Annotated in this window: 16 protein-coding genes; 8 read left to right on the top strand and 8 right to left on the bottom strand. The window is 73.3% G+C overall.

Features of this window, described 5'->3' with window-relative positions:
- Positions 1-48: 48 nt before the first annotated feature.
- Positions 49-513, top strand: a complete 465-nt coding sequence (locus Sru02f_RS15510; RefSeq protein ID WP_003977950.1) for a type II toxin-antitoxin system PemK/MazF family toxin — start codon at positions 49-51, stop codon at positions 511-513.
- Here Sru02f_RS15510 and Sru02f_RS15505 read toward each other — a convergent pair.
- Positions 498-1337, bottom strand: a complete 840-nt coding sequence (locus Sru02f_RS15505; RefSeq protein ID WP_174855028.1) for a TIGR02452 family protein — start codon at positions 1335-1337, stop codon at positions 498-500. The two genes, Sru02f_RS15510 and Sru02f_RS15505, sit on opposite strands and share 16 nt — an antisense overlap.
- Before the next feature lie 286 nt (positions 1338-1623).
- Here Sru02f_RS15505 and egtA point away from each other — a divergent pair, with 286 nt between their 5' ends.
- The 4 genes from egtA to egtD are packed head-to-tail and all read left to right on the top strand — an operon-like array spanning position 1624 to position 6039.
- Entirely contained in the window at positions 1624-2925 is a 1302-nt protein-coding gene (gene egtA / locus Sru02f_RS15500; protein ID WP_109030610.1) for an ergothioneine biosynthesis glutamate--cysteine ligase EgtA, read from the top strand.
- The gene (egtB, locus tag Sru02f_RS15495; RefSeq protein ID WP_109030609.1) at positions 2922-4256 is read left to right on the top strand and encodes an ergothioneine biosynthesis protein EgtB; all 1335 of its coding nucleotides are present in this window, start codon (positions 2922-2924) and stop codon (positions 4254-4256) included. Before egtA ends, egtB begins: the two co-directional genes overlap by 4 nt.
- On the top strand, positions 4256-5071 hold the full coding sequence (gene egtC, locus Sru02f_RS15490; RefSeq protein ID WP_109030608.1) for an ergothioneine biosynthesis protein EgtC: 816 nt from the start codon (positions 4256-4258) through the stop codon (positions 5069-5071). Before egtB ends, egtC begins: the two co-directional genes overlap by 1 nt.
- Positions 5068-6039 carry an L-histidine N(alpha)-methyltransferase gene (gene egtD / locus Sru02f_RS15485; RefSeq protein ID WP_109030607.1) on the top strand — a complete coding sequence of 324 codons (972 nt, stop codon included), beginning with the start codon at positions 5068-5070 and terminating at the stop codon, positions 6037-6039. The genes egtC and egtD overlap by 4 nt, the downstream gene beginning before the upstream one ends.
- 36 nt (positions 6040-6075) lie before the next feature.
- On the opposite strand, the gene Sru02f_RS15480 is transcribed toward egtD, so the two are convergent.
- The gene (locus tag Sru02f_RS15480; RefSeq protein WP_109030606.1) at positions 6076-7344 is read right to left on the bottom strand and encodes an extracellular solute-binding protein; all 1269 of its coding nucleotides are present in this window, start codon (positions 7342-7344) and stop codon (positions 6076-6078) included.
- A gap of 251 nt (positions 7345-7595) precedes the next feature.
- On the opposite strand from Sru02f_RS15480, the gene Sru02f_RS15475 reads away from it, so the two are divergent.
- Positions 7596-7811: a dodecin gene (locus Sru02f_RS15475; RefSeq protein WP_030399431.1), complete on the top strand. Its 216-nt coding sequence runs from the start codon at positions 7596-7598 to the stop codon at positions 7809-7811.
- A gap of 33 nt (positions 7812-7844) precedes the next feature.
- On the opposite strand, the gene Sru02f_RS15470 is transcribed toward Sru02f_RS15475, so the two are convergent.
- Positions 7845-8336 carry a phosphatase domain-containing protein gene (locus tag Sru02f_RS15470; RefSeq protein ID WP_109030604.1) on the bottom strand — a complete coding sequence of 164 codons (492 nt, stop codon included), beginning with the start codon at positions 8334-8336 and terminating at the stop codon, positions 7845-7847.
- 59 nt (positions 8337-8395) lie between these two features.
- On the opposite strand from Sru02f_RS15470, the gene Sru02f_RS15465 reads away from it, so the two are divergent.
- Positions 8396-9415, top strand: coding sequence for an LLM class flavin-dependent oxidoreductase (locus Sru02f_RS15465; protein WP_109030603.1), 1020 nt, complete (start codon positions 8396-8398; stop codon positions 9413-9415).
- Positions 9416-9457: 42 nt separating this feature from the next.
- Positions 9458-11803 (top strand): ATP-binding cassette domain-containing protein, encoded by a 2346-nt coding sequence (locus Sru02f_RS15460; protein ID WP_109030602.1) that lies wholly within the window; start codon positions 9458-9460, stop codon positions 11801-11803.
- Positions 11804-11845: 42 nt separating this feature from the next.
- Here Sru02f_RS15460 and Sru02f_RS15455 read toward each other — a convergent pair whose 3' ends face one another.
- The 5 genes from Sru02f_RS15455 to Sru02f_RS15435 all read right to left on the bottom strand — a co-directional run bounded on the left by Sru02f_RS15455 (position 11846) and on the right by Sru02f_RS15435 (position 17375).
- Entirely contained in the window at positions 11846-12778 is a 933-nt protein-coding gene (locus tag Sru02f_RS15455) for a DUF2382 domain-containing protein (protein ID WP_109030601.1), read from the bottom strand.
- A 72-nt stretch (positions 12779-12850) separates the two neighbouring features.
- Positions 12851-13678 carry a lysophospholipid acyltransferase family protein gene (locus Sru02f_RS15450; RefSeq protein ID WP_109030600.1) on the bottom strand — a complete coding sequence of 276 codons (828 nt, stop codon included), beginning with the start codon at positions 13676-13678 and terminating at the stop codon, positions 12851-12853.
- Positions 13678-14448, bottom strand: a complete 771-nt coding sequence (locus tag Sru02f_RS15445; protein ID WP_109030599.1) for a GNAT family N-acetyltransferase — start codon at positions 14446-14448, stop codon at positions 13678-13680. Before Sru02f_RS15445 ends, Sru02f_RS15450 begins: the two co-directional genes overlap by 1 nt.
- Before the next feature lie 231 nt (positions 14449-14679).
- A complete protein-coding gene (locus Sru02f_RS15440) occupies positions 14680-15429 on the bottom strand; it encodes a succinate dehydrogenase/fumarate reductase iron-sulfur subunit (protein WP_109030598.1) in 750 nt (249 codons plus the stop codon).
- On the bottom strand, positions 15426-17375 hold the full coding sequence (locus Sru02f_RS15435; protein WP_109030597.1) for a fumarate reductase/succinate dehydrogenase flavoprotein subunit: 1950 nt from the start codon (positions 17373-17375) through the stop codon (positions 15426-15428). Before Sru02f_RS15435 ends, Sru02f_RS15440 begins: the two co-directional genes overlap by 4 nt.

The following is a 17375-nucleotide window of genomic DNA, read 5'->3' as shown; positions in this document are numbered from 1 at the left end:
ACGCGGGTCCCCGCGCGTCCGCGCGGACCCGTCCCGTACGGTACGGCCGTGAACGCCTTCACCGACGACATCGACAGCAACGGCGAGACCGCCCCGGGCCGTTACGGACCCGCCGCCACCACCGAGGCCGACCCGCGGGAGGTGGGCCGGGTGCGGACCGAGTACTCCCCCGCGCACGACGGCGATCCCGATCCCGGCGAGATCGTCTGGACGTGGGTGCCCTACGAGGAGGCGGACGGCCGCGGCAAGGACCGGCCCGTGCTCGTGGTGGCCCGGGAGGCGGCCGGGACGGTGCTGGCCGTGCAGCTGTCCAGCAGGCGGCACGACGGGGACCGGGAGTGGGTGCCGATCGGCAGCGGGCCCTGGGACCGCTCCGGACGGGACTCCTGGGTCGACGTGGACCGGGTGCTGCGGCTGCACGACGCGGGGATGCGCCGCGAGGCGTGCGCCCTGGACCGGATGCGCTTCGACCTCGTGCGGCAGCGGCTGCGGGAGCGCTACGGCTGGAGCTGACCGGGACGGCCCGCGCCCTCCGGGAAGGCACGCTCGAAGGCCGCCCGGACGGTGGCGCCCGGGGTGCGGTCCAGGATGCCGAAGGCCACCCGTTCGAAGGCACCGGCGAACCGCCCGCCGGGCCCGAGCAGTGTCCGGAACGCGCCCGCCACCCGGGCGGGGTCGTTGCGGAACACGCCGCACCCCCAGGCGCCGAGGACCAGCCGCCGGTGCCCGTGGGCCGCGGCCGTCTCGAGGACCCGCTCGGCGCGCCCGGTGAGGGCGGCGGGCAGGCCGGCGGCGCGCTCCGGGGCCGTGCGCAGCACCACGCCCGCGTTGGGCGCGGCGGAGGTGAGGAACCCGGCCGTGAACGGCTCGTCCAGCAGGCGGCCCCGGTCGTCCCGGAAGACGGGGACGCCGGGCGAGTGGACGACTCGGTCCGTGTAGAACGGGTCGCGGTGGGCGCGGTGGTGGTTGTAGAACTCACGCGCCCGCAGCAGGCAGGTGTAGAGGGCGGAGGCCCGGCACAGGGCCTCCTCCTGGGCCTGGGCGCCGTTGAGGTAGCCGCCGCCGGGATTGCGCGCGGAGGCGAAGTTGAGCACGGCGACGTCGCCGCCGAGCCGCCGGGCGGCCTCCAGGCTGCTCTCGCCGGTGACCTCGAAGACCGTGCGCGCCCCGGCCGGAACGGTCACCTCGACGGGTCCCGGCCCGTACATCCGCGTCCCGTCCCGGGCCGCCCCGACCGCGGCCGCGAGGGGCACCTCACGCCCGTCGGGCGTGAGGTAGGACCCGGCCGCGACGATCTGCTCCGTCTGCTGTGCGATGCCCCGCAGGCGCGCGCTCACGGCGCCACCCCCGTGGACGCCGTGACCGCGCGCGGCGCGGTCTCCTCCGTCGTGCTCATGCGGGAATCCTGGGTGATGCTGAGGGTGCGGTGCAACGGAGTTTCCCGATCGGCGAACGACGTGGAAAGCCCTCGGAAACGGGCGGATCGCGGAGATTACCGAGCGGGAACGTCCCGAAATGCATCCTTGTGCGGAGCGGCACGAGGGTCTTGGGTGGGACGAGTGTGCCGGCCCGGCCCACCGCAGAGGGGCCGGCGGCATGGTGGAATCTCAGGAGGATCCCGACATGTCCGATTCGGTTGGTGGCTGTATCCGGCCACGTACCGCGGTCAGTGAGGCCGAGGTCGAGGCGCTGGTCCGCGGCATCTGCTTCAAGACCGGTCCGCCCAGGCTCCTCGGCGTCGAGGTGGAATGGCTCGTCCACGAGCTGCGCGCGCCGCGGCTCCCCGTGTCACCCGAACGGCTCCGTGCGGTCTACACCGCGCTGCGGGCCGTTCCCCTGAGGTCGGCGCTGACCGTCGAACCCGGCGGCCAGCTGGAGCTGAGTTCGCTCCCCGCCGCCTCGCTGACGGAGTGCGTCCGCGCCGTCTCCGCCGACCTGGAAGCCGTCCGCGCCGTGCTGCGCGAGGACGGCCTCGCCCTGGTCGGCCTCGGCCACGATCCCTGGCAGGCGCCGCGCCGGTACCTGCGGCAGCCGCGCTACGACGCCATGGAGTCCTGTCTCGACCGCACCGGCCCCGGTGGCCGCTTCATGATGTGCTCCTCCGCCTCGGTGCAGGTGTGCGTGGACGCCGGGCACGAGGAGCCGGGGCCGCTGGGGCATGTGCGCCGGTGGTGGCTGGCCCATCACCTGGGCGCGGTCCTGCTGGCCGCGTTCGCCAACTCCCCGCTGTCCGGCGGGCGCCCCACCGGCTGGCGGTCCACCCGGCAGCTGCGGTGGACGCAGATCGGCGCCGGGCGGGCGGGCGGTCCCCCGCTGGACAGCGACCCGCGCGGCACCTGGGCGCGGCACGTGCTGGACGCCCCGGTGATGTGCGTGCGCCGCGACGGCGGCCCCTGGGACGTGCCGGAGGGCCTGACGCTGCGGGAGTGGACCCGCGAGCTGGTGCCCCGGCCGCCGACCCGGGAGGACCTCGACTACCACCTCACCACGCTCTTCCCGCCGGTCAGGCCGCGCGGCCACCTGGAGCTGCGCATGATCGACGCGCAGCCCGGGGACGACGGCTGGATCGTGCCGCTGGCGGTGACCGCCGCGCTGTTCGACGACCCCGAGGCCACCGAGACCGCCTACCGGGCCGTCAAGCCCCTGGCGGAGCGCACCCTGGGCCTGGCCGCGCCGCACAATCCGCTGTACGAGGACGCGGCCCGTGACGCCCTCACCGATCCCGAGCTGCGCGAGGCAGCCGTCACGTGTTTCACCGCGGCACTCGCCGCGCTGCCCCGGCTCGGCGCGGGCACCGAGGTGACGGACGCCGTCGCCGCGTACCGGGAGCGCTACGTCCTGAGGGGCCGCTGCCCCGCCGACGATCTGCTGGACATGCCGGGCGGCGCGGACCGTGGCCCGCACGGGAGGGAGACCCGCTCATGACCGACCCCACCGACGCGCCTGCGACCACCACCGCCGAGGCCCTGCGGGAGCGGGCCCTGACCACGCTGGTCACCGCCCGCGAGCGCACCACGCTGCTGACCAGCTGCGTGGAGGGTCCCGACCTGACCGCCCAGGTGTCGCCGCTGATGTCCCCGCTGGTGTGGGACCTGGCGCACATCGGCAACCAGGAGGAGCAGTGGCTGCTGCGCGCGGTCGCCGGGCAGGAGGCGATACGCCCGGAGATCGACAGCCTGTACGACGCCTTCGAGCATCCGCGCTCCGAGCGGCCGAGCCTGCCCCTGCTGTCGCCCGCCGAGGCCCGCAGGTACGCCTCGGACGTGCGCGGGCGGGCCCTGGACGTGCTGGAGGCCACCGCGTTCGACGGGACGCGGCTGACCGAGGCGGGCTTCGCCTTCGGGATGATCGCCCAGCACGAGCAGCAGCACGACGAGACCATGCTGATCACGCACCAGCTGCGCAAGGGGCCGCAGGCGCTGACCGCGCCCGACCCGGATCCGGCGGGGCTGTTCACCGGGCCGGCCGAAGTCCTGGTGCCGGGCGGCCCGTTCGCCATGGGCACCTCGACCGAGCCGTGGGCCCTGGACAACGAACGCCCCGCGCACCGGCGCGAGGTGGCGCCCTACTTCATCGACACCGTCCCGGTGACCAACGGCGCCTACCGGGCGTTCATCGACGACGGCGGCTACGACGACCCACGCTGGTGGACCCCCGAGGGCTGGGACCACATCCGCCGGCACGCCGTCACCGCCCCGCTGTTCTGGCGCCGGGACGGCGGGCAGTGGCTGCGGCGCCGCTTCGGGGTGACCGAGGCGGTACCGGCCGACGAGCCGGTGCTGCACGTGTGCTGGTACGAGGCCGACGCGTACGCCCGCTGGGCCGGACGCCGGCTGCCCACCGAGGCCGAGTGGGAGAAGGCGGCGCGGTACGACCCGGCCGGGGACCGCGTCATGCGCTATCCCTGGGGCGACGCCGACCCGGGCCCCGAGCACGCCAACCTGGGGCAGCGGCACCTGCGCCCGGCACCCGCGGGCAGCTATCCGGCCGGTGAGTCGCCGCTCGGTGTACGTCAGTTGATCGGCGACGTCTGGGAGTGGACGTCGAGCGACTTCGCCCCGTACCCGGGCTTCCGGGCGTTCCCGTACAAGGAGTACTCGGAGGTCTTCTTCGGCCCCGAGTACAAGGTGCTGCGCGGCGGTTCCTTCGCCGTGGACGCGGTGGCCTGCCGGGGCACGTTCCGCAACTGGGACTATCCGGTCCGCCGGCAGATCTTCTCCGGGTTCCGCACCGCCCGGTCGGCGGAGGCCGCCTGATGTGCCGTCACCTTGCCTATGTGGGCCCCGCGGAGCCGCTCGGGGAACTCCTCGTGACGCCGCCGCACGGTCTGTACCGCCAGTCGTGGGCGCCGCGGCACCAGCGGTACGGCACGGTCAACGCCGACGGGTTCGGCGTCGGCTGGTACGCCGACGGCGATCCGGTGCCCGCCCGGTACCGGCGGGCCGGCCCGATCTGGGCGGACCAGTCCTTCGCCGACCTCGCCCGGGTGGTGCGGACCGGCGCGCTGCTCGCGGCGGTGCGGGACGCGACGCTGGCCGGTGCCGACGCGGAGGCGGCCGCAGCGCCGTTCGCCGCGGGGACCTGGCTGTTCAGCCACAACGGCGCGGTGGCGGGCTGGCCGGGGTCGCTGGCTCCGGTGGCCGCGACGCTGCCGCCCGGGGAGCTGCTGTCGCTGGAGGCGCGCAACGACTCGGCGCTCGTGTGGGCGCTGGTCCTGGCCCGGCTGCGGGCCGGGGACGACGAGGGCCGGGCGCTGGCCGAGACGGTGCTGGAGGTCGCCGCGGCGGCCCCGGCCTCCCGGCTCAACCTGCTCCTCACCAACGGCTCCACCGTCACCGCCACCACCTGGGGCGACACCCTGTGGTACCTGTCCCACCCGGATGGCGGCACGGTCGTCGCCTCCGAGCCGTACGACGACGACCCCCACTGGCAGGAGGTCCCCGACCGCACCCTGCTGGCGGCGAGCCGCACGGACGTGCGACTGACCCCGCTCAAGGACCCGGGCGGGACCGCCGCCCCCGCCCTCGGCCCGACCGACGCTTTCGTCTCTGCGAAGGAGCCCCGCACGTGAGCCAGTTCCGTCTGACCCGGACGCTGCCCGAGGACGCCACGGACGCCGCCCTGCGCGCCGACGTCCTGGCGGGCCTGACGAGCACGCCCAAGTGGCTGCCGCCGAAGTGGTTCTACGACGCGCGGGGCAGCGAGCTGTTCGAGGCGATCACCGCGCTGCCCGAGTACTACCCGACCCGGGCCGAGCGGGAGATCCTCGTCGACCGGGCCGGGGAGATCGCGGCGGCGACCGGTGCGCGCACGCTGGTGGAGCTGGGCTCCGGCTCCTCGGAGAAGACGCGGGTGCTGCTGGACGCGCTGACCGGGCGGAACGGGCTGCGCGGCTACGTGCCGGTCGACGTGAGCGAGAGCGCCCTCACCCAGGCCGGGCAGGCGCTCGTCGCCGAGCGTCCCGGCCTCCAGGTGCACGCGCTGATCGCCGACTTCACGGGTGGGCTGACGCTGCCCGACACGCCGGGCCCCCGGCTGGTGGCGTTCCTCGGCGGCACCATCGGCAACCTGCTGCCCGGGGAACGCGCCGGGTTCCTGGCCTCCGTGCGCTCCCTGCTGTCCCCGGGCGACACCCTGCTGCTGGGCACGGACCTGGTCAAGGACGAAGGGGTGCTGGTCCGCGCCTACGACGACGCGGCCGGGGTGACGGCCGAGTTCAACAAGAACGTGCTGTCCGTGGTGAACCGCGAGCTGGAGGCCGACTTCGCGCCCGCGGCCTTCGATCACGTGGCGCTGTGGAACGCCGAACGGGAGTGGATCGAGATGCGGCTGCGCTCGCGCACCGCGCAGACCGTGAAGATCCAGGCGCTCGACCTGGCCGTGGACTTCGCGGACGGGGAGGAGTTGCGCACCGAGGTGTCCGCGAAGTTCCGGCGCGAGGGTGTGCGGGCCGAGCTGGCGGCGGCCGGTCTCGACCTGGCCCACTGGTGGACGGACGGCGAGGAGCGTTTCGCCCTGTCGCTGAGCGTGGCGCGCTGAGTCCGGGGCGCCGGCCCGCGCCCCGGCACCCGTCGGTCAGCGCGTGTTGACGTCCAGCAGTTCGGTGATGCGGTCGGAGGCCTTGCGGGCCTCCGACTTCGCCTTCGCCCCCTTGAGCACGTTCGTCATGTACTCCTTGATCGGGTTGTCCGCCTCGACCGCGCCCCAGCGGGGCGTACCGGGGGTCGCCCGGCCCTGTGCGGCGCCGGCCGCCATGGCCTCGATGCCCTCCTCGCCGGAGACGTCCTTGGCGAGCGACTTCTTGTTGGGGACGTAGTTCATGGTGCGGGCCAGGTCGGTGTTCCACTTGGTGCTCACCAGCGCCTCGACCACGGCACGGGCGCCGTCCTCCTGGTCGGTGTTCTTCGGGACGACGAGGTCGGAGCCGCCGGTGAAGACGGCGCCGGGCTTGTCGGCGCTCTTGCCGGGCACGGGGAAGAAGCCGATCCTGCCCTTGAGTTCGGGGTTCTCGCGCAGGATGGACTGGGCCTGGCCCGGCACCGCGATGATCTGCGCGACCTGTCCCTTCGCGAAGACCCCGGCCTGCGGCGGGTGTTCCTCGTCGGCGTCGACCGGGCCGTCGCCCAGGGCCTGCAGTTCGCGGTAGAAGTCCATGCCGCGCAGGGCCGCCGCGGAGTCCAGCGCGCCCGTCCAGACGCCGCCCTCGCCGTCCTGGGTGGCGAGTTCGCCGCCCTCGTCCCAGATGAATCCGGAGAGCGTGTACCAGTCCTGTCCGGCCAGGTAGATGCCCTGGTCGCCGTTCTTGTCGAGCTTCTCCGTGGCGGTGAGCCACTCCTCGCGGGTGCGGGGCGGCTCGTTGATGCCGGCCTGCTCGAAGAGGTCCTTGCGGTAGATGACGACGCGGTTGGCGGCGTACCAGGGGATGCCGAACTGCTGGGACATCCACTGCCCCGGTTCGGCGAGACCCGGCAGCCAGTCGCGGATGCCCCAGTCGCGCATCGACTCCAGGGTCAGGTCCTGCAGCCGGCCGCCCTCCGCGTACTGCGGGACCTGGGTGTTGCCGACCTCGACGACGTCGGGTCCGTCCGTGCCGTCGGCCTTCAGCGCGGCCTGCACCTTGTCGCCGATCCCGGTCCACTCCTGGATGCGGATGTCCAGGTCGAGGTCGGGGTGGTCGGCCTCGAAGCCCTCGGTGAACCGCTTCAGGAAGTCCTGCGAGGCACTGTCCTTCATCAGCCACACGGTGACGGTGTGCCGCTCGCTCCCGCCGTCCTGCGAGATCAGGCCGCAGCCGCTGAGCACGGTGGCGGACACACAGACAAGGGCGAGCAGGCGACGTCTCACGAGGGGTCCTTCTGACTGACGAACAGAGGGCGCGGGCAGGTGTGTCCTGCACACGCGAAGGGAGACCCGACGTGGGGGACGAGCCCGAGGCTCGAACGGGTGTCTGGGATTTTGGTATGGACCATTACAAAGGTCAAGGGGAGGTACCGGAGGGTTTCCACCGCGAAGGCCGATGCCTCGCGCTCCGTCCCGTCTTGGGGCACGGTGGAGTGACGCAGGGCACACCGCTGCCCCGTGGAAGGGAGCCCCGCATGTCGAACCACACCTACCGGGTCACCGAGGTCGTCGGCACCTCGCCCGACGGCGTCGACCAGGCCGTCCGCAACGCCATCACGCGCGCCTCGCAGACCCTGCGCAAGCTGGACTGGTTCGAGGTGACGCAGGTGCGCGGCCAGATCGAGGACGGGCAGGTCGCGCACTGGCAGGTCGGGCTCAAGCTCGGCTTCCGCCTGGAGGAGTCCGACTGACGCCCCCGAAGTCCCCTCCGGCGACCACCTCCCTCAGGTGCGGCCCTCGCGCTCCTGCGCCACGCGCAGCTCGGCCGACCGGGCCGCCCAGCGTGCCCGGAGTACGGGGAATCCGGCCCGTTCGGCGTCGTCGCAGACCAACTCGTCGTCGTCCACCAGCACCCGGACCTCACGGGTCCGCGCGAGCCGCCGCAGGATCTCCAGCTTGGTGCGCCGGGCGGGCCTGCGGTCGGCGTTGCCGCGCATGTGCACGTCCCCGTCCGGCAGGCCGTGCGCGGCCAGCCAGTCCAGCGTGTCGCGCCGGCAGCGCTCGGGCCGTCCGGTGAGGTAGACGATCTCGCACTCCTCGGCGCTCTCCCGCACCAGCGCGATGCCCTCCGCGAGCGGCGGATCGTGCGGCGCTGCGGCGAAGAAGGCGTCCCAGTCACGGGGCCTGCGCTCCAGGAACCGCTGCCGGTGCGCGGTGTCGGCGAGGGTGTTGTCCAGGTCGAACACGGCCACCGGAGGCCTGCTGCTGTCGCTCACCCGTCCACCCTAGGGCCCGTCGCCGGGAATCTGTGCGGCGTGCGGGTGTTGAAGAGGGTGTGACCTCTGCACTCGCCGGCACCCGCTTCTCCGTCCTCGACCGCTCCCGCATCCGGGCGGGCCGCACTGCCGGGGAGGCACTGCGCGACACCGTGCGGCTGGCCCGGGAGGCGGAGCGGCTCGGCTACCACCGGTTCTGGGTGGCGGAGCACCACGGTGTGCCCGGAGTGGCCGGCTCGGCGCCGACCGTGCTCGCGGCCGCCGTGGCCGGGGCCACGAGCCGTATCCGGGTCGGCACCGGGGGCGTGATGCTGCCCAACCACCGGCCGCTGGTGGTCGCCGAGCAGTTCGGCGTGCTGGAGTCGCTCTTCCCCGGCCGGATCGACATGGGGCTCGGCCGCTCGGTCGGCTTCACCGACGGCGTCCGCAGGGCGCTGGGCCGGGAGAAGGACGACGCCGAGGACTTCGACGCGCAACTGGCCGAGCTGCTCGGCTGGTTCCGGGGGACCTCGCCCACGGGCGTGCACGCGCGCCCCGCGGAGGGGCTGACCGTACCGCCGTTCGTGCTGGCGATGGGCGAGGGCGCGGCCGTCGCCGCCCGTGCTGGGCTGCCGATGGTCATCGGGGACCTGCGCGACCGGGACCGGATGCGCCGCGGCATCGACCGCTACCGCGCCGCGTTCCGCCCCTCCGAGTGGAGCGCGGAGCCGTACGTCGTCGTCTCCGGCACCGTCGCGGTGGCCGCCACGCCCGAGGCGGCCCGGCGGCTCCTGGTCCCGGAGGCCTGGTCCATGGCCGAGGCCCGCACGCGGGGCGCCTTCCCGCCGCTGCCGACGGCCGAGCAGGTCGAGGCCCGGACCATGACCGGCAAGGAGCGCGACCTGTACGAGGCCGGTCTCGCCGGCCACCTCACCGGCACCGAGGAGCAGGTCGCCGACGAGCTGGAGACGCTCGTGAAGGAGACGGGCGCGCAGGAGGTGCTGGTCACCACCAGCACGTACGACCGTGCCGCGCTGCTCGACTCCTACCGGCGGCTCGCCCGGGTCACCGGTACCGGGCCGCTCGACGCCCCGGCGTAGAATCGCGGGGTTTGTCCCACCCACGGTACGGAGCCCGCCGCGATGCACAGCCCCCACGACCCGTACGTCCGCGTGCGCGACGCCCGCGAGCACAACCTCAAGGGCGTCGACGTGGACGTCCCCCGGGACGTGCTGGCGGTGTTCACGGGCGTCTCCGGATCGGGGAAGTCGTCACTGGCCTTCGGGACGGTCTACGCGGAGGCGCAGCGGCGCTACTTCGAGTCGGTCGCGCCCTACGCCCGGCGGCTGATCCACCAGGTCGGCGCACCCAAGGTCGGCGGTATCACCGGGCTGCCGCCCGCCGTCTCGCTCCAGCAGCGGCGGGCGACGCCGACGTCCCGCTCCTCGGTGGGGACGGTCACCAACCTCTCCAACTCCCTGCGGATGCTCTTCTCCCGGGCCGGCACGTACCCGCCGGGCGCCGAGCGGCTGGACTCCGACGCGTTCTCGCCGAACACGGCGGCGGGGGCCTGCCCGGAGTGCCACGGGCTGGGCCGGGTGCACCGCACGACCGAGGAGTTGCTGGTCCCGGATCCCTCGCTGTCGATCCGGGACGGTGCGATCGCCGCGTGGCCGGGCGCCTGGCAGGGCAAGAACCTGCGGGACGTCCTGGACGCCCTCGGGTACGACGTGGACCGGCCCTGGCGGGAGCTGCCCGCCGAGGCGCGGGAGTGGATCCTGTTCACCGACGAGCAGCCGGTGGTCACGGTCCACCCGGTGCGGGACGCGGGCCGCATCCAGCGGCCGTACCAGGGCACGTACATGAGCGCCCGGCGCTACGTGCTGAAGACGTTCGCGGACTCGAAGAGCGCCACGCTGCGGGCGAAGGCGGAGCGCTTCCTGACCAGCGCGCCCTGCCCGGTGTGCGGCGGCGGCAGGCTGCGGGCCGAGGCGCTCGCGGTGACCGTCGGCGGCCGTACCGTCGCCGAGCTGGCCGCGCTGCCGCTCGCCGAGCTGCCCGGCCTGCTGCCGACCGAGGGCGAGACGGCCAGGGTGCTGGCCGAGGACCTCACCTCCCGGATCGCGCCCGTCGTGGAGCTGGGGCTCGGCTATCTGAGCCTGGACCGGCCGACCCCCACCCTGTCGGCGGGCGAGTTGCAGCGGCTGCGCCTGGCGACCCAGCTGCGCTCCGGGCTGTTCGGCGTCGTGTACGTCCTGGACGAGCCCTCGGCGGGACTGCATCCGGCGGACACGGAGGCGCTCCTGACGGTGCTCGAACGGCTGAAGGCGGCCGGCAACTCGGTGTTCGTGGTGGAGCACCACCTGGGTGTGATGCGCGGCGCCGACTGGATCGTGGACGTCGGTCCGCTGTCCGGGGAGCACGGCGGGCGGGTGCTGTACAGCGGCCCGGTCGACGGACTGGCCCGCGTCGCGGAGTCCGCCACCGCCCGTCACCTCTTCGACCGCTCCCCCGCGCCCGTGCGCGAGGTACGTATCCCGCGGGGCGCGGTGACGGTCGGTCCGGTGACCCGGCACAACCTGCGCGGGGTGAGCGTGCGGGTCCCACTCGGTGTGCTCACCGCGGTGACGGGCGTGTCCGGCTCCGGCAAGTCGACGCTGGTCGGCGAGATCACCGAGGACCTGCCGGGGGTGGACCGGCTGGTCTCCGTGGACCAGCGGCCCATCGGCCGCACCCCGCGTTCCAACCTGGCCACCTACACCGGCCTGTTCGACGTCGTACGCAAGGTCTTCGCCGCCACCGACCGGGCGCGGGAGCGCGGTTACGGCGTGGGCCGGTTCTCCTTCAACGTCCCGGGCGGGCGCTGCGAGACCTGCCAGGGCGAGGGTTTCGTCAGCGTCGAGCTGCTGTTCCTGCCGAGTACGTACGCGCCGTGCCCGGACTGCGGCGGGGCGCGCTACAACCCCGAGACGCTGGAAGTCGCGTACCGGGGGCGGAACATCGCCGAGGTGCTGGACCTGACGGTGGAGGGCGCGGCGGAGTTCTTCACGGACACTCCGGCGGTGGCCCGCAGCCTGGCCGCGCTGCTGGACGTCGGTCTCGGCTATCTGCGGCTCGGCCAGCCGGCGACGGAGCTGTCCGGCGGGGAGGCGCAGCGCATCAAGCTCGCGAGCGAGCTTCAGCGGGGGCGCCGCGGGCACACCCTGTACCTCCTCGACGAGCCGACCACCGGTCTGCACCCGGCCGATGTCGAGGTGCTCATGAGCCAGTTGCACGGTCTCGTCGACGCCGGGCACACGGTCGTCGTGGTCGAGCACGACATGAGTGTCGTCGCGGGCGCCGACCACGTGATCGACCTGGGTCCGGGCGGCGGCGACGCGGGCGGCCGGATCGTCGCCGAGGGGACGCCCGCCCAGGTGGCGGGCGCAGGCGGAAGTGCCACGGCGCCCTATCTGGCCCGGGCCCTGGACGGCGGGGAGCGCCGGTGAAGTCGCTTCACCGGCGCCCGGTCCCGCGACCGCGGGAAACGGTCACTTGCCGCCCCGCCGCTTGTCGTCCCGGGCGTTCTTCGTCTCACCCTCGGTGAACGACTCGGTCTCGGCCTCGATGCGCTCCTTGCGGACCTGGCCGCGCACCGTCTCGTTCTCCGTGAGCTCCTCCGTGGTCATCCGGACCCGCTCCACCGGTACCGTCTCCGTCTCCACGACGGGACGTTCCGCGTGCAGCGTGACCTCGTGCTCGGCCTCGCTGATCTCCGGTCCGGCCAGGGCCTCGTCACGGTTGGCGTCCGTGATGGGCTCGCGCACCACCCGCACTTCCTCGTGGGTGACCGGGACGGTCTGCTGGACCTCTTCCGTGACCACGTACTTGCGGAGCCTGGCCCGGCCGGACTCGTGGCGTTCGACGCCGATGTGCATCTGCTCCTCGGAGCGGGTCATGGCCTCGTCGCCGCGCATGCCCTCGCGCCGCATGGCGTCCTCGCGTCCGGTCCTGCCGCCCGCCGTTCCCGCGGCACCGGCCGTACCGGCCGTACCGGCCAGTCCCGCGGCACCAGCCGTTCCGGCGGCTCCGGCGGCTCCGGCGGTGCCCGGTCCCGTCGCGAAGCGGTCGTCGTCGGTGCGCTCGGCCTCGGACAGCACGCTGTCCCAGTTGATGCCGTAGTAGTCGTAGAGCCGGTGCTCCTCGGTCTCCGACAGATGGCCGCCCGCGTCGACGTCGACAGAGGGCGCGCCCTTGACCTGGTCCTTGCCGTAGGGAACCTCGAGGTGGTCCTGCACCAGTGCGGCGTCCCGGATGGGCACGAAGGACTCGGTGGAGCCGAACATGCCCGTCTTGACGCTCACCCACTCGGGGCGCCCGGTCATGTCGTCGAAGAAGACGTGCTTCGCGTCGCCGATCTTGTTGCCGTCACCGTCGTAGACCGGTTGGTCCAGGACGTTGGCGATCTCTTCACGGGTGATCATCTGCCATCACCCTCCTTTCGAGTGCCTGCCTTCCGGTTGTCCGCATCCAGCGGTATGGAAACGGCACAAACCTCACAAAGCACACATACTTTTCGACGGTGCTTTCCCCTGGTCACCGTGGACCGCGTACTCGGTGGCCCGGGCGAGGGCACGCCGGTCGCGGTGGCGGCCGGGCGGTACGACGGGCCGCACCTCCACCTCGGCGGTCAGTCCGCGCGCCGACGCCACCCGCCACAGGGAGGCGAGCAGCGTGTCCACGCCGACGAACGCGGGCGTCGTGCTCACCGCCCGCTCCCCGGCCCGGTAGCGGATGCGGACCGGCTGGACCGGGACCCCGGCGTCCAGGGCGGCCTGGAACACCGCCCGGCGGAAGGGTCCGTGGGCCCGTCCGCACCACGTGCTGCCCTCGGGGAAGGCAGCCACGGCGGCGCCCGCGCGCAGGGCCCGCGCGACGGCGTCGACCGTGCCCGGCAGGGCCCGCGGCCGGTCCCGTTCGATGAACAGCACCCCGGCGCGCCCCGTCGGCCCGCCCGCCACGGGCCAGTGCCGGATCTCGCTCTTGGCCAGCATCCTCGCGGGGCGTACGGCGGCCAGCAGCGGAATGTCGAGCCAGGAGACGTGGTTGGCGACGAGGAGCAGCCCGCCCCGGGGGACGGCGGCTCCCGTGACGCGGACCCGGACCCCCGCGGCCCGCACCACCCACCGGCACCAGCGCCGCACCAGGACCGCGGGCAGCCTGCGCCGCAGGCCGGAGGGGGCCAGCACGACGGCGATCCCGGCGAGGAGCAGCACGGCGACCGCGGTGAGGCGCAGCACGGCGCGCGGTACGGCCGCCGCGGCCCGGGTCCGTTCCACGCACGCGGCGGGCGTGCAGGGCGCCAGGGGCAGCCAGCCGCTCATCAGGCCGGTGCCAGCGAGAGGAAGTGCCGCAGGTAGCGCGGGTCGACCCGGTTCATCGGCAGCAGCACGTACAGGTCCGCGACACCGAAGTCCACGTCGTGCGCGGGCTCGCCGCAGACCCAGGCGCCCAGCCGGAGGTAGCCGCGCAGCAGCGCCGGCAGCTCGGTGCGGGCGGCGGGCGCCGCCGGGCGGGGGACCCACGGCAGCAGCGGCCGTACCCGGTACTCCTCGGGCGCCAGGTGCTTGGTCCGCACCCGGTCCCAGGCTCCGGCGGCGAGGGCGCCGCCGTCGGCGAGCGGGAGGGAACAGCAACCCGCCAGCCAGGCGTGGCCGCGGTCGGTCATGTAGCGGGCTATGCCGGCCCAGACGAGTCCGATGACGGCGCCGTCGCGGTGGTCGGGGTGCACACAGGACCGGCCGACCTCGACCAGGGAGGGCCGGATCGGGTCCAGGGAGGTGAGGTCGAACTCGCTCTCCGCGTACAGCCGTCCGGCGACCGCGGCGCGCTCCGGCGGCAGCAGCCGGTAGGTCCCGACGACCTGCCCGGTCGTCTCCTCGCGCACGAGCAGGTGGTCGCAGTACGCGTCGAAGGCGTCGACGTCGTAGCCGGGTTGCGGGCTCGCCAGCAGCGCGCCCATCTCCCCGGCGAACACGTCGTGCCGCAGCCGCTGGGCGGCCCGCACGTCGTCCTCGTCGCGGGCGAGGGTGACGGTGTAGCGGCGGGGAGCGGCGGGCTTCGGGGGACGGTCAGCGGTCAGTACGCCGGTCATGGGTGCTCTCCTGGTCGTGAGAACGGTGGTCGTGGGGACGGCTCCGACCCAGTTCTTCCGACGCCGGCTGTACTGCACATGACGACTGCCGGGAGCGCGGATGTGGGCTTCCTGAATGCCGGGCTCCCGCTCGCGCCTTCCGGACGCCGGGCGCGCGCAAGCGAAACGGGGCCGGGAGGAGCACCTCTCCCGGCCCCGTCCGTCCGCACCTGTCGGCGAACGTCGTGGGGGCTACTTCTTGGCCACCTTGCGCGTGGCCCGCAGCCATTCCTTGTTCATGCTGGTGATGGAGACCAGCGGGATGCCCTTGGGGCAGGCCGTCGCGCACTCGCCGGTGAGCGTGCAGCCGCCGAAGCCCTCCGCGTCCATCTGCCCGACCATGTCCAGCACCCGCGTCTCCCGCTCGGGCGCGCCCTGCGGCAGGACGTTCAGGTGGTTCACCTTCGCGGACGTGAACAGCATCGCCGCGCCGTTCGGGCACGCGGCGACGCACGCGCCGCAGCCGATGCACTCCGCGTGCTCGAAGGCGAGGTCGGCGTCCGGCTTCGGCACCGGCGTGGCGTGCGCCTCCGGCGCGGCACCGGTGGGCGCGGTGATGTAGCCGCCGGCCTGGATGATCCGGTCGAAGGCCGAGCGGTCGACGACGAGGTCCTTGACGACCGGGAAGGCGGAGGCCCGCCACGGCTCGATGTCGATGGTGTCGCCGTCCTTGAAGGACCGCATGTGCAGTTGGCAGGTGGTGGTGCGCTCGGGGCCGTGGGCGTCGCCGTTGATGACCAGCGAGCAGGCGCCGCAGATGCCCTCGCGGCAGTCGTGGTCGAAGGCGACGGGGTCCTCGCCCTTGAGGATGAGCTCCTCGTTGAGGGTGTCGAGCATCTCCAGGAAGGACATGTCGCTGGAGATTCCGTCCACCTGGTATGTGGACATGGCGCCGTCGGCGTCGGCGTTCTTCTGCCGCCAGACGCGCAGGGTGAGCTTCATGCGTAGCTCCGCTGGGTGGGGTGGACGTACTCGAAGACCAGGTCTTCCTTGTGCAGGGTGGGGGCCTCGCCGGTGCCGGTGAACTCCCAGGCGGCGGCGTAGCCGAACTCCTCGTCCCTGCGGGCCGCCTCGCCGTCCGGGGTCTGGGACTCCTCGCGGAAGTGGCCGCCGCAGGACTCGGCGCGGTGCAGCGCGTCGAGGCACATCAGCTCGGCGAGCTCCAGGTAGTCGACGATGCGGTTGGCCTTCTCCAGCGACTGGTTGAACTCCTCGCCGGTGCCGGGGACCTTGATGCGCCGCCAGAACTCCTCGCGGATCTGCGGGATGCGCTCCAGGGCCTTGCGCAGGCCGGAGTCGGTGCGGGCCATGCCGCAGAACTCCCACATCAGCTCGCCCAGTTCCCGGTGGAAGGAGTCCGGGGTGCGGTCGCCGTCCACCGACAGCAGCAGGTTCAGCCGGTCCTCGGTCTCGGCCAGCACCTCCTGCACCACCGGGTGGTCGTCGTCGACGTCGTCCCCCAGCGGGTTGCGGGCGAGGTAGTCGTTGATGGTGGCCGGCAGTACGAAGTAGCCGTCGGCCAGGCCCTGCATCAGCGCGGAGGCGCCGAGCCGGTTGGCGCCGTGGTCGGAGAAGTTGGCCTCGCCGATCGCGAACAGGCCGGGCACGGTGGTCTGGAGGTCGTAGTCGACCCACAGGCCGCCCATCGTGTAGTGCACGGCGGGGTAGATCCGCATCGGTACCTCGTACGGGTCCTCGTCGGTGATCCGCTGGTACATGTCGAAGAGGTTGCCGTACTTGGCCTCGACCGCCTTGCGGCCCATGCGCTTGATCGCGTCGGCGAAGTCCAGGTAGACGCCCTGGCCGCCGGGGCCCACTCCCCTGCCCTCGTCGCAGACGTTCTTCGCGGCGCGGGAGGCGATGTCGCGCGGGACGAGGTTGCCGAAGGACGGGTAGATGCGCTCCAGGTAGTAGTCGCGCTCGTCCTCGGGGATCTTGTTGGCGGGACGGTCGTCGCCCTTGGCCTTGGGCACCCAGATCCGGCCGTCGTTGCGCAGCGACTCGCTCATCAGCGTCAGCTTGGACTGGTGGTCGCCGGTGCGCGGGATGCAGGTGGGGTGGATCTGCGTGAAGCAGGGGTTGGCGAAGTAGGCGCCGCGCCGGTGCGCCCGCCAGACGGCGGTCGCGTTGGAGTTCATGGCGTTGGTGGAGAGGTAGAACACGTTGCCGTAGCCGCCGCTGGCCAGGACGACGGCGTCCGCGTAGTAGGTGTCGATCTTCCCGGTGATCAGGTCCCGGGCGACGATGCCGCGGGCCCGGCCGTCCACGACGATCAGGTCGAGCATCTCGGTGCGCGCGTGCATCTCGATGTTCCCGGCCGCGATCTGCCTGCTGAGCGCCTGGTAGGCGCCGAGCAGCAGCTGCTGGCCCGTCTGGCCGCGGGCGTAGAAGGTACGGGAGACCTGCACGCCGCCGAAGGAGCGGGTGTCGAGCAGTCCGCCGTACTCGCGGGCGAAGGGCACGCCCTGCGCGACGCACTGGTCGATGATCTCGACCGAGATCTGCGCGAGCCGGTGCACGTTGGACTCGCGGGAGCGGAAGTCGCCGCCCTTGACGGTGTCGTAGAAGAGGCGGTGGATCGAGTCGCCGTCGTTGCGGTAGTTCTTGGCGGCGTTGATGCCGCCCTGCGCGGCGATGGAGTGGGCCCGGCGCGGGGAGTCCTGGTAGCAGAACTGGACGACGTGGTAGCCCTGTTCGGCCAGCGTCGCGCCGGCGGAGCCGCCCGCGAGGCCGGTGCCGACGACGATGACGGTCTTCCCGCGCCGGTTGGCGGGGTTGACCAGCTTCGCCTCGAAACGGCGGGTGTCCCAGCGCTCGTTGACGGGTCCGGCGGGGGCCTTGGTGTCGGCGACCGGCTCGCCGGTCGTGTAGTCGGCGTAGGTAGTCAT

The organism is Streptomyces rubrogriseus, assembly GCF_027947575.1.
Taxonomy (GTDB): Bacteria; Actinomycetota; Actinomycetes; order Streptomycetales; family Streptomycetaceae; genus Streptomyces; species Streptomyces rubrogriseus.
The sequence above is the reverse complement of the archived record's forward strand: the minus strand, read 5'-3'. Positions and strand labels throughout refer to the sequence as shown.

Bases quoted from the DNA above. Each gene is read 5' to 3' on its own strand.
- Sru02f_RS15475 (WP_030399431.1), top strand. From the start codon at position 7,596: ATGTCGAACCACACCTACCGGGTCACCGAGGTCGTCGGCACCTCGCCC.
- egtA (WP_109030610.1), top strand. From the start codon at position 1,624: ATGTCCGATTCGGTTGGTGGCTGTATCCGGCCACGTACCGCGGTCAGT.
- egtB (WP_109030609.1), top strand. From the start codon at position 2,922: ATGACCGACCCCACCGACGCGCCTGCGACCACCACCGCCGAGGCCCTG.
- Sru02f_RS15460 (WP_109030602.1), top strand. From the start codon at position 9,458: ATGCACAGCCCCCACGACCCGTACGTCCGCGTGCGCGACGCCCGCGAG.
- Sru02f_RS15445 (WP_109030599.1), bottom strand. From the start codon at position 14,448: ATGACCGGCGTACTGACCGCTGACCGTCCCCCGAAGCCCGCCGCTCCC.
- Sru02f_RS15435 (WP_109030597.1), bottom strand. From the start codon at position 17,375: ATGACTACCTACGCCGACTACACGACCGGCGAGCCGGTCGCCGACACC.
- Sru02f_RS15450 (WP_109030600.1), bottom strand. From the start codon at position 13,678: ATGAGCGGCTGGCTGCCCCTGGCGCCCTGCACGCCCGCCGCGTGCGTG.
- Sru02f_RS15455 (WP_109030601.1), bottom strand. From the start codon at position 12,778: ATGATCACCCGTGAAGAGATCGCCAACGTCCTGGACCAACCGGTCTAC.
- Sru02f_RS15440 (WP_109030598.1), bottom strand. From the start codon at position 15,429: ATGAAGCTCACCCTGCGCGTCTGGCGGCAGAAGAACGCCGACGCCGAC.
- egtC (WP_109030608.1), top strand. From the start codon at position 4,256: ATGTGCCGTCACCTTGCCTATGTGGGCCCCGCGGAGCCGCTCGGGGAA.